The sequence below is a fragment of the Bacillus sp. ms-22 genome (assembly GCF_009759805.1).
GTDB lineage: Bacteria > Bacillota > Bacilli > Bacillales > Bacillaceae > Bacillus > Bacillus xiamenensis.
Map to the genome: position 1 here is coordinate 3,176,217 of NZ_CP046653.1, position 16,112 is coordinate 3,192,328.

15 protein-coding genes are annotated in these 16,112 nt (G+C 39.1%); 6 read left to right on the forward strand and 9 right to left on the reverse strand.

Features of this window, described 5'->3' with window-relative positions; genetic code table 11:
- Positions 1-98: 98 nt before the first annotated feature.
- Complete coding sequence (locus GPA07_RS18915; protein WP_157292994.1) at positions 99-272, forward strand: Fe3+ hydroxamate ABC transporter substrate-binding protein; 174 nt, start codon at positions 99-101, stop codon at positions 270-272.
- 42 nt (positions 273-314) lie between these two features.
- Here the strand turns inward: GPA07_RS18915 and GPA07_RS16490 are convergent, their stop codons facing one another.
- A complete protein-coding gene (locus tag GPA07_RS16490; protein WP_157292995.1) occupies positions 315-884 on the reverse strand; it encodes a hypothetical protein in 570 nt (189 codons plus the stop codon).
- 139 nt (positions 885-1,023) lie between these two features.
- Between GPA07_RS16490 and GPA07_RS16495 the strand changes: the two genes are divergently transcribed.
- The 4 genes from GPA07_RS16495 (at position 1,024) to GPA07_RS16510 (ending at position 3,299) form a co-directional block, all read left to right on the forward strand.
- Positions 1,024-1,599 carry a GNAT family N-acetyltransferase gene (locus tag GPA07_RS16495; RefSeq protein ID WP_157292996.1) on the forward strand — a complete coding sequence of 192 codons (576 nt, stop codon included), beginning with the start codon at positions 1,024-1,026 and terminating at the stop codon, positions 1,597-1,599.
- 15 nt (positions 1,600-1,614) lie between these two features.
- A complete protein-coding gene (locus GPA07_RS16500; protein WP_157292997.1) occupies positions 1,615-2,067 on the forward strand; it encodes a LytTR family DNA-binding domain-containing protein in 453 nt (150 codons plus the stop codon).
- Positions 2,068-2,305: 238 nt separating this feature from the next.
- Positions 2,306-2,482: a hypothetical protein gene (locus tag GPA07_RS18920; protein ID WP_232532066.1), complete on the forward strand. Its 177-nt coding sequence runs from the start codon at positions 2,306-2,308 to the stop codon at positions 2,480-2,482.
- Between the two features lie 94 nt (positions 2,483-2,576).
- On the forward strand, positions 2,577-3,299 hold the full coding sequence (locus tag GPA07_RS16510; RefSeq protein WP_157292998.1) for a CPBP family intramembrane glutamic endopeptidase: 723 nt from the start codon (positions 2,577-2,579) through the stop codon (positions 3,297-3,299).
- A gap of 241 nt (positions 3,300-3,540) precedes the next feature.
- Here GPA07_RS16510 and GPA07_RS16515 read toward each other — a convergent pair whose 3' ends face one another.
- The 8 genes from GPA07_RS16515 to GPA07_RS16550 form a co-directional block, all read right to left on the reverse strand.
- Positions 3,541-4,095 carry a hypothetical protein gene (locus GPA07_RS16515; protein ID WP_157292999.1) on the reverse strand — a complete coding sequence of 185 codons (555 nt, stop codon included), beginning with the start codon at positions 4,093-4,095 and terminating at the stop codon, positions 3,541-3,543.
- A gap of 727 nt (positions 4,096-4,822) precedes the next feature.
- Positions 4,823-5,440 carry a hypothetical protein gene (locus GPA07_RS16520; protein ID WP_157293000.1) on the reverse strand — a complete coding sequence of 206 codons (618 nt, stop codon included), beginning with the start codon at positions 5,438-5,440 and terminating at the stop codon, positions 4,823-4,825.
- Between the two features lie 14 nt (positions 5,441-5,454).
- A complete protein-coding gene (locus GPA07_RS16525; RefSeq protein ID WP_157293001.1) occupies positions 5,455-6,390 on the reverse strand; it encodes a ParA family protein in 936 nt (311 codons plus the stop codon).
- A 718-nt stretch (positions 6,391-7,108) separates the two neighbouring features.
- Positions 7,109-8,650: a glutamine-hydrolyzing GMP synthase gene (gene guaA / locus GPA07_RS16530; protein ID WP_157293002.1), complete on the reverse strand. Its 1,542-nt coding sequence runs from the start codon at positions 8,648-8,650 to the stop codon at positions 7,109-7,111.
- A gap of 187 nt (positions 8,651-8,837) precedes the next feature.
- Positions 8,838-11,042: a transglutaminase TgpA family protein gene (locus tag GPA07_RS16535; RefSeq protein WP_157293003.1), complete on the reverse strand. Its 2,205-nt coding sequence runs from the start codon at positions 11,040-11,042 to the stop codon at positions 8,838-8,840.
- A gap of 9 nt (positions 11,043-11,051) precedes the next feature.
- Positions 11,052-12,242 (reverse strand): DUF58 domain-containing protein, encoded by a 1,191-nt coding sequence (locus GPA07_RS16540; protein WP_071167969.1) that lies wholly within the window; start codon positions 12,240-12,242, stop codon positions 11,052-11,054.
- A complete protein-coding gene (locus tag GPA07_RS16545; protein ID WP_008355715.1) occupies positions 12,239-13,201 on the reverse strand; it encodes an AAA family ATPase in 963 nt (320 codons plus the stop codon). Before GPA07_RS16545 ends, GPA07_RS16540 begins: the two co-directional genes overlap by 4 nt.
- Positions 13,202-13,307: 106 nt before the next feature.
- A complete protein-coding gene (locus tag GPA07_RS16550; RefSeq protein ID WP_008355713.1) occupies positions 13,308-14,207 on the reverse strand; it encodes a cation diffusion facilitator family transporter in 900 nt (299 codons plus the stop codon).
- 484 nt (positions 14,208-14,691) lie between these two features.
- Here GPA07_RS16550 and gabP point away from each other — a divergent pair, with 484 nt between their 5' ends.
- Complete coding sequence (gabP, locus tag GPA07_RS16555; protein WP_008355711.1) at positions 14,692-16,080, forward strand: GABA permease; 1,389 nt, start codon at positions 14,692-14,694, stop codon at positions 16,078-16,080.
- The last annotated feature ends 32 nt before the right edge of the window (positions 16,081-16,112 follow it).

Genomic DNA, 16,112 nt, shown 5'->3' on the forward strand with positions numbered 1-16,112 from the left:
TATGTCGGACAAAAATAGAAAAAGTGAAGAATGGGCCGCAAAGATCGTGTTGAATATTGATATAATGGAAGAAATATCTACGAAAAGGAAGAGATTGATTGTTTCTATTGGAAGAACCCACATGTGCTAGCTGTCAGAAGAAGATAGAAGGTAACGAAGAAGTGTACGTCAAACTGTTCTATCCAAAGAGACGAGGGATGACAGAAGTAAAGGCTTGGCTGAGGAATGAAGGCATTTTTTATTGTAAGGCATGTTATGGAACATCAACATAAAAATGAGCATTAAATAGAAATGCTCATTTTTACTCTCTATTACTAATCTCGTTTACTACGAAGTTCAATGAGTGCTAGTGTCTCGTCATTGAAAAAGAACTCCAAAATGATGCCATTTGATTGATCTTGGTATTGTATACCTTTGCCATACCCTTCGACAAACCAAAGCTTTTTGAATTGATCTCCGTATGCATTTATCACGGATTGATAATCATCTCCAATAGTCATTCCCTTAGATGTTCGGAGATTCTTTTGTTTCGATTGGTGGTAAATAGACGTCACTCGATAATATTGATCGACTGTCACTACAAATTGGTGATTCCCCTTTTCCATATAGACCTTCTGTTTTGGATTTGAGAATTGAGGATTCTCCACAAAAGAGTGGTTCTCCTCAAATTTCTGGCCAATCTTGAAATGACCTAGCGATTCATCTGACAAAGATATAGAGTGGAAATTGAAAAACATTGTTACCCAAACAAAGAGCGCAGCTCCTCCTAAAACAGCCCCTGCAACAAGTAGCACTTTTGAATTGATGATTTCCTTCGTAAATAAATAGATGACGAAAGTTATAATGATCATAACGATGACGATCATGATTAAAAAAATACCCATTTTTCTGATCCTCTTTTGCTCTTAATCCAATCCTGATTGTGAATTCATTCCACAATTATATTTTCACATTATACCAAAGAATCCCACAAAATCGACCAATACAGATATAATTTAAAAAAACAGACATTAGGAGAAAACTATGACTAGACATAAGCTGATATTCCCCCTATCATTCCCAACGATACATACAGACAGACTGATCTTAAAACAACCAACGATCGCAGATGCTAAGGATATGCACACCTATTTATCAAATGAAACCGTGTGCCGCTACATGGGCATTGATGCTCATGAATCCATCGAAGACACAAAAGGAGAAATCAAGTGGTATGACAATATCTTCAAAGAACAAACAGGCATCCGCTGGGGCATTTCTCTAAAAGAAAATCCAGCCATCATCGGCAGCTGCGGCTTTCTCAATCTAGAAAAACAGCACCGCCGTACGGAAATTGGCTATGAATTACACCAAGATCATTGGCGAAAAGGCATCATGAAGGAAGCAATTACTGCGGTGTTGCGGTATGGATTTCAGGAGATGAACTTGAATCGGATTGAAGCGATCATTGATCCAGCAAATACGTCTTCTGTTCAATTATTGGAGAAGATACATTTTGTACAAGAGGGTTTATTAAGAGAGTATGAATTGGGTCAGAAGGGATTCGATGATGTGTATATGTATTCAATTTTGAAGAGAGATGACGAAAAATCCTATTAAACAGAGGAGAAACAAATGAAAACGGATATTCATTTCATCCAAAAGCCGCAACCAGAGTATGTTTCTTTTCACATTTATGAACTCAATCCGGCGGTTGAAAAACTTGTCCAGCAAGTGGAGCAGTCAGCCCCCTATTTCTTAGCACAAGAACCAACGAAAGAAAGAGTGAAAAAGGTCTATTATCACGACATTTTATATATAGAAAGCGTTGATAAAAGATCGTTCTTGTATACGTCAGATGGAGTGTTTCTCTTAAAGGAAAAGTTATTTGAACTTGAAGAACGGCTTGAAGCGCACGATTATGTCAGGATTTCAAAATCGATGATTCTGAATATAGATTCTATTGCCGCTATTTCTCCTAAAACGAGTGGCCGTTTTGAAGCAAGCCTTACAAATAAAGAAAAAGTAATGATTTCACGTTTTTATATCCAAGCATTAAAAGAGAAGCTTGGATTACGGAGGAAGTGAATAGAATGAAACGTTACATCATCAATCTTTTGATCACATTTTTATGATCTTTACAGCCTTAGTGTTGATTTACTGTTTCACATTTGGATCGATGCCGATTTACATTTTAGAAGCGATCATTTCCAATTCCTTTTTTTCAAGCGCCCTGACTTTCTTGCTATACCCAAAACAAACATATAGCCATCAACGGATTCTTTTTCAACAAATCCTATATATTGTCCTTGTGATGTGTATGATAATGACAACTATCATTATCGTCAGCGGTGAAATCAGTCTCCTTTCGATCATCGTGAATTTCCTTGTGGTCATGGCATTATTCTTTTTAATTAAGTACCTATTGTATAAGAAAGATCAGGCAACCGCTGCGGAAATCAATGACCTTTTACAGCAACGAAAAAAACGAACAACATCTTAATATGCATCTTAGGGTTAAAAATTGACATGTTAGGAAGATTTGATTGAGGCTTCTGCTTGATTCCACTACTCTGACATTAGAGGAGGAATCAACAATGAAACCAATGACAATCATTCGAAAAGCTGTGCTTCTACTGCTGTTTTCTTTAATTATTCCAACAAGTGCAGGTGTCTATATATCCATCAAAGAAGTGACCGATCCTATGACCATCTATTTCATCAATGGCAGCGCCATGCTGGCTGGGTCTCTCTTTCTTCTATTCATTATTCAAAAAAGCCGTTTTCAATTGACAGAAATAGGTTTTCAAAAAGGGTCTCTTGGTATGTGGGTCATTCCCATTCTTCTCATTGAGGCCATTCCGTTTATTGCTGGATTCAACAAGGATTTAACTGTTTCTTCCTTTCTAGCACTTTGTTTCTTCATGGTGTGTGTCGGTCTTTTTGAAGAAGGAATCTTTCGAGGCATTCTGTTTCAATATTTAAAACAAATGAACTTGAGCACTGCCATATGGGGCTCCGCCGTACTATTCGGACTTGGTCATGCTGCGAATCTGCTAAGCGGAAAAAGCATCACCTTAACCGTCGCACAAATCCTATTCGCCTTTTTATTTGGATTCGTCGCAGCTGAAATCGTTGCACTCACGAACAGCTTGCAATGGGTGATCTTATGGCATGCCGTTCATAATATCGTGGATCAAACCACAAATGGGCAAACGCCTGTGGAATTACAAATGCTTTTACTTTCGATTCAATGTGTCATTTTGTTTGTTCTAGCGTTGGTATTGTGGGAGAAATTAAGGAGAAAAAATGAATTTTAATTTTCGCCGAACGATATTTCCTCCAACCATATGAGAACATGATGCAGAATGGACATTAATTGTATTTTAGGAAGGACATTTTGCAGGGAACAGAACTCTAAATCAATTAAAAACTCAAAACGAACAAGAATTATTAGTTACGCTATCAGATAAATTTGAATTTAAAACAATAAGTAATATTTAAAAATGAACTCTATAATTTAATTGCAATTTTCAATAACTCTAAAAGTGATTTTACTTTTTAAGCATAATGTTCTATTAACGAAATAATCGATACTAAATATCTATTTATTTTTTCAAATTCCTTTTGTTCACTTATAATCTCCCCAACCTTCTTTATTCCATGGAAAAATTTATTGCGCATTCTTTTTGCTATGTGAAATAAAAAGATGATTTTGTCCATAATGTTTTGCTTTTTCAATGACTTGACAAAATTCATAAATTCTTTTTTAGCTTTTTGAGTTTGACTATCTGTTTGGTTGTAAAGATGATCGATAAATTTTTCACGATCATTAGTATACTTTTGAAAAAAATGATTAAATGCATCGTTGATATATCCAATTAGCTCAGTGTTTATATATTTATGAGTGCTTGGTTCTTTAATTGAAATCCCATTTTGTTCTTTTTTTATTTCTAAGACTTGCACCCATGAAACGAAATCCGAAGTTCTTAGATTACCTATACAACTCATTATTTGACTCTCAAATAAGCCCCATATTAAAACAAAGTTTTTTGATTCTTGTAATCCATTTTCATCCGAACTATATTTATTGTAAACCCATTCTGTTACACTCACCTTTTCTCCTCCTATAATCTCATCTGAAAATCAAGTATATGCCACGTACGATCAAACATTATTGAAAGGTTTGCAATTGCAAGAAATTCTTTTTCTATTCACTATAAAAAATAACCAAATTTCATATTGATATTTGAATTTAAATTAATTACTTTCTCTAATAATTTTATCTTCTAAAAACAACTAAATTCACAAATGAGATTTGAGTCTTATCGTAAATTTGCTGGACTTGTTTGTGGCTAATAGTGGTTCCCCCATAGTAAAAACAAACCCACTCCACATGCTTGAATAATGTCATCATAATCATCCTAAATAGAAAACAATAATAAGACCTTAAACACCACAATAGTCCGACATAAAGCACCCAACTAACTGGATGCTTTAAATCGTTCATGCTTTTTATATGTTCTAACCGTACTATATTCAATTTCTTGCAAACTAGTTAATCTTTCACCAATAACAAATAAGAATAGTGCTAAAAATACACTACATAAAAACAATAGCAGCTACACCCCATCGTAATGATGAGGAACAACTACACTCCTTCAAATATTACACCAGTACTCTGTATGTTAATGAACTCATATTATCCTTTTTTGATCACAAACTAACACTTAATGATAACTTGAATATATCAGGTTAAAAGACTTAATATAACACCTCTCTGAGCATCTATGAGCGTGTATTTGTATGTTACTGGATTCCTATGCTCACTCCAACCTGCCCGTTATAATTTTTGCCTAATTTTATAAGATCTCAATTTCGCTTCAACAACAGATTTTATTAAGACATCAACAATACTATCAATGGACGCACCTCTATCTGGGTAAACATCGAATGTTCTAGCAAATTTAAGCAATTCATTTTTATTCGAGTAAAGCGGCGAATTTACAATGAGATCCCTAGCTTCTTTTGCATCCATCGAATTTTCGAAAGCAAGGGATAAATGAGATAAATTTTCTTCTTTAGTATTTTCCCGCGTTAATTTATAAACAATCTCACCTTTGAGTTCTTCCGCTTTAGGGATAATCTTTTTTATCAATTCATCTATAGTATCTCGTGATTTCACTTGTATATCTATGAATTTTGCTAACTGTATCAAATCATTCTTTTGGCTGAATTTATTTTTAATTAGTGTTTGTTTGCCTTCAAAGGTGGATTCTGAATTAACCTCTGAAAGAATATTCAAATATACATATTCATCATTAATATTGATGTTTTTTTCAACAACTTTTATTTCTGAAAAACCATTAATCAGACTCTCGTACTGACTATTAGTCATATTTTGAACAAAATTGTGAAATAATTTGAATAAAATTTCACTATCCTTTTTTGAGTTTGACACTTAATAGTCCCTCCTCACAATGTAACTCCAGTTAAAGAAATAAATTCATCTACTAATTTCTCTACTTCACCTCGAATATCTAAGTACACACCTGAGACTTCCGTGTCTAGAACTACAGGAACTCCATCTTCTGGTGATTCAGCAAATAACGTATTATTGTTTCGAATATAGCTATTAAAAACGGGGTATCCTGCACGGTTAACCTGCGAAATGTATACTGATTGAGTTTGAATAGGATCTCCTCCATATATATTAATCATAGTAAAAATTACACCAGACAGCCTAGGATTGATTTCAACCCAATCTCCTGGCCCATCATTTACATAATTATTATATCGAGTTTTAAGATTTTCAATATGACGTACTAACTGGTCAATACCTAAAGTAGATAAAAAATCAGCTTTTGCTGGAACAATAAATAAATCACTAGCTATAATAGCATTTTGGGTCACGATATTAAAGTTAGGTGGACAGTCTATTAATACAATATCATATTCATTCTCAATAGCTTGAAGTCCTCTTTTTAATCGAGTAAATAATCTTAAAAAACTGCTTCTAATAGTTCTTTGTGAATTTCCCCCATACTGAGTAGCTAATTCTAAATCTAAATTAATTAATTCCAGATGTGAACTGATTAAGTCCAATCTTCCTTCAGAACGCATAGCTCTTAGGTGTCCATTTACTTTTTCAGGAGTTACAATTAAGCCACTTAATGAAACATCTCTATTATCATTTAGAAACTCATCATACCAGTGCTTAATAGTCCTTCCTGAAACATCTAATTCTCTCCATTCATCAACGTTTATAAATGAAAATGTTAAATTTGCTTGTGGATCTAAATCTACAGTTAAAACTCTGAACCCCCTAAACGCTAGCTCAGCCGCAATATTAGCAGTCAAAGTTGTTTTCCCAACTCCGCCTTTGTAATTAATAAAAGAAATTATATCCATTTTGTAATACCTCCCTTTTAATTAAATATACCATTATAGGATTATTTTTGAAATATTTAAAAATTAAAGAACTTTTAACATTATTTAAATACTTAAAAAGATTATCGTTTCCGAATTCTTTTTATTGGTTGGTTCACGTTATTAGAGTGTATAAAAACAGCGGAATTGATAAGTGGCATTTACTCTTACTCTTATTAATACCACAGTTTCATTTTCTTTTTCAGATTTGTATTTAAGGGGAGTTAATCCTCATATATTGAATGTAGATTTAGTTATTATGAGGATTCATGGAAAAATAATACCAATGTGCTGTGAAATTACATCGTTCTAGTATATATAACTATGATAAATAAATCAGAACTCGAAAAAGAGGATATGGTTGCAATAGTTCTTCTATTTAAGTCGTAATATTGAAAGAAAAGGTGAAGTATTACAATTAAAATGGTATTCAACCGACGATTAAGCATCCATGAACATATCTCAATATATTTCGGTTACCTCCTTTCGAAATATTGATTCAGTTTAAAATCATCAAGTAGTTCAGCAATTTTTGTCATAGAAAAAGACTCTCTTTTTTCACAAACAATGTGAATAAAAGAGAGTCTCATTTTGAAATACAATTGTTGCGGGTGAATTGCTATTTTAACCACACACAAGCAGTTCAAACAATTGATACAACTGGCTTTAAAGCTTTTTTAATCATTCGGTTCTTAGAAGTTTATTCCCACTCAATCGTAGCAGGCGGCTTACTCGTAATATCATACACCACGCGGTTCACATGCTTCACTTCATTCACGATACGAGTTGAGATCTTCTCAAGTACATCCCAAGGGATTCTTGCCCAGTCACTCGTCATACCATCAATAGAGGTAACAGCACGGATGCCGATTGTGTAGTCGTATGTTCTTGCGTCACCCATGACACCTACGCTGCGGATGTCTGGGAGGACTGTGAAGTATTGCCAGATGTCGCGATCAAGGCCGAAGTTGGCAATTTCTTCTCGTAGAATCGCATCAGATTCACGGACGATTTCTAGTTTTTCTTCAGAAATTTCACCTAGGACACGGATCCCTAGTCCTGGACCTGGGAATGGCTGTCTCCAGACGATGTCGTCAGGAATGCCTAGCTCTGACCCTAGAGCACGAACTTCATCCTTGAATAGTGTATTGAGTGGCTCAATCAATTCAAACTGCATGTCTTCTGGAAGACCGCCTACGTTGTGGTGAGATTTGATTGTTTGTGCCGTTGCTGTTCCGCTCTCAATGATGTCTGTGTAAAGTGTTCCTTGTGCTAAGTAGTCGATGCCTTTTAGCTTGTCCGCTTCATCATCGAATACATAGATGAATTCGTTACCGATGATTTTACGTTTTTGCTCAGGATCAGACACACCTTTTAGCTTGTTTAAGAAGCGATCTTTCGCATCTACTTTAATCACGTTCATGTTGAAACCTTCGCTAAATGTCTTCATGACCCCTTCTGCTTCGCCTTTGCGAAGAAGACCGTGGTCAACGAAAATGCATGTCAGCTGATCGCCGATGGCTTTGTGGATCAATACGGCCACAACAGATGAATCCACACCGCCGCTTAGTGCGCACAATACTTGTTTGTCGCCCACTGTTTCACGGATTTTTTGCATTTCGATTTCAATGAAGTTCTCCATTGACCATTTGCCATCACAATCACACACGCCGAAGACAAAGTTTTTCAATAGGTCATTTCCGTACTCAGAGTGACGTACCTCTGGGTGGAACTGAACGCCATAGAAATTCTTCTCAGCTAAGCTCATCGCTGAGTTTGGACAATGTGCACTTGTTGCATCAACTGTAAAGCCTTCTGGTACTTCAACGACAAGGTCGCCATGGCTCATCCATACGACTTGATCCGTAGGAAGGTCTTTGAATAAAGCAGGTGTTCCGTTAATATGGATGTCTGCTTTCCCATATTCACGCTGGCTAGCGGCTTCTACTTTCCCGCCTAAATAGTGAGTCATCAGCTGCATGCCGTAGCAAATGCCTAGAACCGGAATGCCTAGATCAAAAATCTTTTCGTCACAGCGGAAAGATCCTTCATCATATACACTGTTCGGTCCACCAGAAAGGATAATTCCTTTAGGCGCCATTTCTTTAATTTCTTCAGCAGTTAAAGTGTGCGGATGAAGCTCACTGTACACACCAAATTCACGAATACGGCGAGTGATCAGCTGATTGTACTGACTACCGAAATCGAGAACCAAAATCATTTCATTTACTAAATTTGTCATGGTGTCACCTCTATGTCCAATATAGTTTTTTATAAACGCACAGAAAAAATGAGAGGAGAAAACCTGCTCTCAGTGTGGAATCACGCTTTTGAAGCGCCCAGACTCACATCCGAACGCTTCAATTTCATGTATTTTAGAAGGTTTTAATATTCACCTATTCTAACAACAGGAAGGTACGGGGTCAAGACTATCTCCTGTTTATTAAATTTTCCCATAACTTTGCCGATTGCCGCCAAAGCGCCGATGCATCTTCTCGTCGATAGAGCGCCCGCTCATAAAGCTGCGTCAACTCAGACATGTGATGATCTCCATCCTTGTCATCGATCAAAGAAGCGAATTCTCTTAACGTCATGCTCGGCTTTTTCTCGTTCCCTCTGCGCTTCAGCTGTTTTAATAGAGCCGCATACGCATAGAAAAATGCTTCCTCATCTGGCATACGTTTCACCTTTCGTACAATGAAGAACGGAAGCCATCTTGATCTGAATCGATAAAGCAACCAACTAATGAAGCCAAGAAGGACAATAGCACCTGCTACATAGCCCAAGATTGAACCAATATGCACCATACTCGGCTTTGTTTGAGCTGTTTGTTCCTCTTGCTGCGGCGGCTGTTCCGTCTCCGGCTGCTGCGGCTGCTGTGTCTGCTCGTTTTCTTGTTCATCAGACGCAGGTTGATCTTCTTCATCCTTTTGATCATCCGTTTGGTCGCTGGCAGTGGTTTCATTCGTAAATGTCTCTGGGTTCGTGAACCCTTTTGTCGGTTCAAAGGTCACCCATCCCCGATTTGGAAAATAGACCTCCACCCATGAATGCGCATTGTTATTGGTTACTTCATACACATTGTCTACACCTATCTGTGTTTCATATAACTGGCCAGACGTATATCCTTTCACCCATCTAGCCGGAATCCCGATCGAACGAAGCATCACAATCATTGAGGTTGAAAAATTGTCACAATAGCCCATCATCGTATCAAATAAGAATTGATCCACATAATCTTCATTACGTCCCGGCACCGCAACATTTTGCGTTTCATATGAAAACTTTGCAGATCCTAAATAATCCTCAATTGCTTTTGCTTTATCATACATATTATCCTTCGTTTCCGTTAAACTGTTTGCCAATGTTTTCACACGCTCTGGCAATGTGGAAGGGAGCTGCAAGTATTCACGTCCGACCTGCTGATTTACCTGCTGCTTGGTCGGCACTTTGATCCGCTGTAAATCCTCAAGAATAAATGTAGGTGATAAGAAGCTGATTTGATAGTTCCCTAAATTTTCTGGCGGGTTTTGATTAGCCGGCACAATTTTTTCAGTCTTCCCCATCATTTGTAGTGGAATATTTTCCATTGGCGTCAGATTGGTCGTCCCAATTGGATAGACCGCATGATTAAAGCGATAGTCCGATTCTATATCGACTCTCATTTCATGCTCCTCTGTTTTCACACGGTCGGTAAACCACCGATTCGGCACATCGTCATCTTTTAACCGAGTAGGCTTTGTATCATTTGAAGCATCCTCCCAGCCTTTCCCGGTGTAAATACTTTTGGTTTCTACACGAAAATAAGAAGGCTCCTTTCCGCTCCATTTAAATACTGGTGTGCGGTCCTCACTAAACGGTCCTCCAAGTGACGAATCATCCGCACTATATCCCACCTTATTCTGTCCTGCCGTTCCATCTTGATTCGTAACCGCCTTAAAAAATGGTACAGGGTCAGGCCATTTCGGATCAGACTTTGGTAAAGAAGCACCGAGTGACGCTGATACAAGGACTAGCACCAGCATGGGCAAGAACCAATTGAGACGCGCTTTCTGCGACACACGAACGCCTTCAGCTGCACGAAGTCGATCAAAATATAGCAACCCAAGCAAACAAAAGCCAAATACCATAATTCGAACAATGGCAAAGGTCGCGTCATAAGGCGTAAACGTATCCAGGATCGTGACATACACAATCGTCATAAGTAAAAAGAAAAAGATACGCTGCTGATACACAACCCAATAATGCAGCAAATAGACAAGCAGCCAAAGCAAAATATAAAACAACAATGTGCGGAAAGACGGATACATGTCACTCCACATGCCCATGCTCATTAGAGAGAGATTATCTTTAATATCAGCAAAAAGCGCAGCCAGATAGCTTGGCTCTGATTGATAAAAGATCAAATATAAAGCAAGCAGGATCAATCCAGCGCAAATAGGAAAGGTCACATACCACTTCAGACGAAAGAACGTAAACAAACACGTAAGCCCTATAAAAATGATGAAATAAGACGTATGACTCGTCTCTGTAAAATCTTGAAGCGGACGAAGCCACTCCCAAAGCAGCAGAAATGCTACAGCATAATAGATAAACAACTCAAAACGGCTTTGCCGCTGATGAGTATGCAGCATAAAAGTTTGTCACCTCACAGTTCTTTCGTGCAGCCGGTCTTCAAATAAAAAGGTCGTGTGTATACCAGAAGCTTTGAACCGGTCTACAAGCTGTTTTTCTTTTGTCGTTAATCGGTCAACAGCTCTCTTCACTAAAAGAACAGTGATGTTCTTTCTGTTTCGATTGCCTAGAAGACTCGCAGCCAGCTCTTCCTGCAGCTGACCCGTCACAACATATTTCCCGGTGTGCTGGTACTCACTCGCTGTTAATGATTGATAATCGGGTGCGCGAGAAGGCTGATGCTGCACCCTTGTTAAATAATAGAGCATGTCCTGTAAATGCAGATCTCCTTGATCCACTCGAAATGACTGCTGATCTCCAAGTGGGACAAGGCCTGCTGGCACGCCTTTTTTCACAGCCGTTTGAAGAACAGAAGCGGCAATAGACACAACCGTCTCAAAAGCGGCTTTATCTGTAAAATCAGCAAACACCACAAGGTCCTTTGTCTGATTCTGTTCAAACTCCTTTGTCATCAGCTGACCTCTTCTAGCCGTTGTCTTCCAGTCCACCCAAGCAAACCGGTCTCCTTGCTGGTATTCCCGCACACCTGTTGTTACATTGGTCGGTTCATTTAACCAGGAGTGCACCGCTTTGCCTCCATTTTCATTCACCGATTCAGCAGATTCAACTGGAATATCCAGCATTTTTGGATAGACAAGCAGCTTTTGCTCTAACGGGAGGATCACTTCTTTTTCAACAAACCCAAACATATCACCTGTTTTGATTCTAACCGCAGTTAATTGATGCTCTCCCCGTTTGATATCATTCAATTGATAAGAAACTCGCCACGTTTTTCGAAACCATGGAAACAGCATTCGCTTCATTTCAACCTGTTCCTGCAAATGAAAGGTGTCCGGCGGATTATCCTCAAGGATGACGTACACGTACGGAAATGGATTCGTCCGCTTGATTTCAAGGTCAACAGACAGCACATCCCCTGCCCTCAACCGGGTATGCTGCAATGTCCTTTTGGCTGTCGCGCGAAGCGGAACAAGCGCAAACAGAAGCGAATACAAAGCATATGGCAAAAATGCATAAAAAAGGAACCAACTCACAAAGCCACCCTGAAACATCGCGTAGCAAAAGGCAGCCGCAGTGAGGAGAAGTAGCATAAAAACCCGTAACCATAGTGAAAAAGCGAAGCGGTCACGTGACTTCATTGAGTGATCGACTTCTGAACTGGCACGCCAATGTGCTCAAGCACCTGTCGCAGCAGTGTCTCCGCCTTCTTCCCTTCATATGTTGCTTCTGATGTCAAAATCATACGGTGCGGCAATGTGTAAGGCGCCAAATACTGTACATCATCTGGAATCACATAATCACGCCTGTTCAACAGCGCATACGCCTGAGCCGCTTTCATCAGTGCAATCGACCCCCTTGGGCTCACGCCTAAATAGACGGAAGGATGATTCCTCGTTGCTTGAGCGATTTCGACAATATATTCCTTAATGGATGCATCCACATGTACGGTCTGAACAGCTTGCTGCAAAGCATGAATATGATCCTTTGTCATGACGGCTTGGAGCGTGTCAATCGGGGATTGCTTCTCCTGTAAATTGAGCACCTCCAGCTCCTCTAGCATGGTCGGATACCCCATCTGCAGTTTGAATAAAAACCGGTCCATTTGCGCTTCTGGGAGCGGATAGGTTCCTTCATATTCCACTGGATTTTGAGTAGCCATGACAAAGAAAGGATCTGCAAGCGGCATCGTTTCTCCGTCCACGGTGACACTGCCCTCCTCCATCGCTTCAAGAAGCGCTGATTGTGTTTTAGGAGAGGTACGGTTAATCTCATCAGCCAAAATAATCTGTCCCATAATCGGCCCTTGTCTAAATTCAAACTCATTGGTCTTTTTATTATAAATCGATACACCTGTTACATCTGAAGGCAAAAGGTCAGGAGTGAATTGAATTCGTTTAAAATCACAGCCAATTGATTTTGCCAAAGCACGAACCATCATCGTTTTCCCAACGCCAGGCACATCCTCTAATAACACATGTCCCTTCGCCAAAATCGCAACAAGGCTTAATATCGTAATGTCTTTTTTCCCAACCATGACTTTATTGATGTTATCTACGATTTTTTGTAAATCTGAATGCATCGGTTCATCAAATGCCATCCTGATCCTCCTATCACGTTTCCGTCAATTTTCATATAGTCTAACTTTACCATACAACGCGCATCTGTATAAAACATCAGTACATAGAAAAGGAAAAGAAGCCTTCTCACGATGGAAAAGACTTCTTCTCTTCATTTGATACATTTGCTGGCTCCATATGAACATGAGAATGTAAAATATCATGTTCCGTTTTCATTCTTCGTTCGATTTCATCTGCAATATCATGGCTTTCAGCAATGTTCAAATGCGGTTCTACCTCTACTACTACATCCACATGGACCGTACTTCCAAGATAACGAGCCTTGATATCTTTCAAATCGCCTACTCCTGGTGTCGACTCAATGGTCTCTTTATACTTTGACATATCTTTTATATGGAAACCGTCCGTTAACGAATGAGATGCATCTCTGAAAATCTCCCAAGCCGTCTTACAAATAATTAAACCAATCACAAACGCAGCAAGCGTATCAATCCATGCCAGCTGAAATTGTGAGGCGATGATCCCTACAAACGTCCCGATACTCACATAGGCATCGGATTTATTATCAGCAGCTGCCGCATAAAGAGCCTGGCTATTGATCCGTTTAGATAGATTCCTGTTATAAATATACACAGCATACATGACAACAGCACTTCCTGCTGCCGTCCAAGCCGCGACCATATCAGGCGTTTGATGTTCGGATGAGAAAAGCGACTGGCCTGCACTCAGCAAAACCTGAAGCCCGACAAGCATCATAATAAAGGAAGCCACAAGCGACGCAATATTTTCAGCTCTAAAATGACCGTATGGATGATCTTCATCAGGCGGCTTCTGAGAAATACGCAGCCCAATTAATACCGCAAGCGAGGCAATGATATCTGTCGTATTATTTAAGCCATCCGCCGAAAGGGCTTCTGAATGAAACACATACCCTATGATGAGTTTGACAGCAGATAAGATCACATAGGCAATAATGCTGACCCAAGCACCTGTTTCACCTTGTCTTAATTCGTTATAGCGCTCCATATCGAACAGCGCCTCCTCACACATAACTTTTTCTATTATTTATCTTACAAAGCAAAGCCCGTGTGGGTCTACAGCAACATGATTCGCTTGCGTCAGCAAAATAGGATACATAGAAATGTGTTGACTTAAGCAAACTTATTTTTATAAGGTCAATTGACCTCAAGACCTACTCCCATCAGCATTTTTCCCATTCACTCCGAAACGTGAAAAAGAACAAAATTTCTCTATCGTTAAATTGTCAGAATAATTTTATTTTAAGACACAACTTTTTTTTCTCCTATCTTATGCTAATTTTAAGAATGAGTAGAGAAAAAAGAGGGAACATAATCTCTCAAATCTTTTATACTTTTTAACATCATGTTAATAGGTTTGAAATGTCAGTTTGATAACCTGTCCAATGCTGAATGGCAATTCAGTATGATAAAATTTAAAATATTCTAAAAACAAATTCTCTATTAAAAGAGAAGTGTTTGGAGGTAAAGAAATGTCCAACATGACAAACGGTCTTCAAAAAAACCTTAAGACAAGACATATTTCGATGATCTCCATTGCCGGGGTCATTGGGGCAGGGCTATTTGTTGGTAGCGGCGCTGTCATCCATTCTGCAGGTCCTGGATCCATTCTTTCCTATTCATTTGCCGGACTTCTGGTCATCTTTATTATGAGAATGCTTGGAGAAATGGCATGTGCCTATCCGACAAGCGGTTCTTTCTCAAAATATGCGAGCGATGCCATCGGCCCATGGGCTGGCTTTACAATCGGCTGGCTTTACTGGTTCTTCTGGGTCATCGTCATTGCCATCGAAGCCATTGCCGGTGCTTCCATTATTCAATATTGGTATGGAGATGCACCTGTTTGGCTCACAAGTCTTATCCTCACAATCCTCTTAACATTGACAAATATCTTTTCTGTTAAATCTTTTGGCGAATTTGAATATTGGTTTTCATTAATTAAAGTCGTCAGCATTATTCTATTTCTACTCATTGGTTTTGCATTTATCTTTGGTTTTGGCGGTCATCATACTTCAGGTCTTGCCAATTTAACAGCGAACGGCGGGTTCCTTCCAAATGGATTCGGCTCTGTGCTGCTCGGGATCGTTGTCGTCATCTTTTCCTTCATGGGAACCGAGATTGTGGCAATTGCGGCTGGTGAATCAGCAGACCCTGTCAAGTCTGTTACAACAGCTACTCGTTCTGTTGTATGGCGTATTATTGTTTTCTACGTCGGATCAATCGCTGTCGTGGTTACCTTACTCCCATGGAATTCGGCAAGTATTTTAACAAGTCCATTCGTTGCGGTATTAGATTACATTGGCGTCCCATCAGCCGCTCAAGTCATGAACGTTATCGTTTTAACAGCCGTACTTTCTTGTTTAAACTCTGGCTTGTACACAACGTCCAGAATGCTTTATTCATTAGCAGAAAGAGGCGAAGCGCCGAAACGTTTCATGAAAATCAGCAAAAGCGGTGTCCCTGTAGCGGCTACAGTCGCAGGTACCTTCTTTTCCTACATTGCCGTTATGATGAACTACTTTTATCCTGAAACCATCTTTCTATTCCTAGTCAATGCATCTGGTGCCATCGCACTTCTTGTTTACTTGGTCATTGCCGTTTCACAATTAAGAATGCGTCGTAAAATGGAAAAAGAAAATCCAGAACAGCTCAAAATCAAAATGTGGCTGTTCCCATACCTCACGTACTTTACCATTTTGGTCATTTGCGCCATCTTGGCCTCTATGCTGTTTATTGAATCGATGAGGCCGCAGCTCATATTGACATGCATCATTACCGTTAGTGTACTAGCTGCCTACTTCATCTTTAAACCGAATAAAAAGATGCCTGCAAGTGCGGCGCTTGAAAATAAACACCCTTAATTCTCCCGCTGAAAAGCGGGTTTTTTTAATTT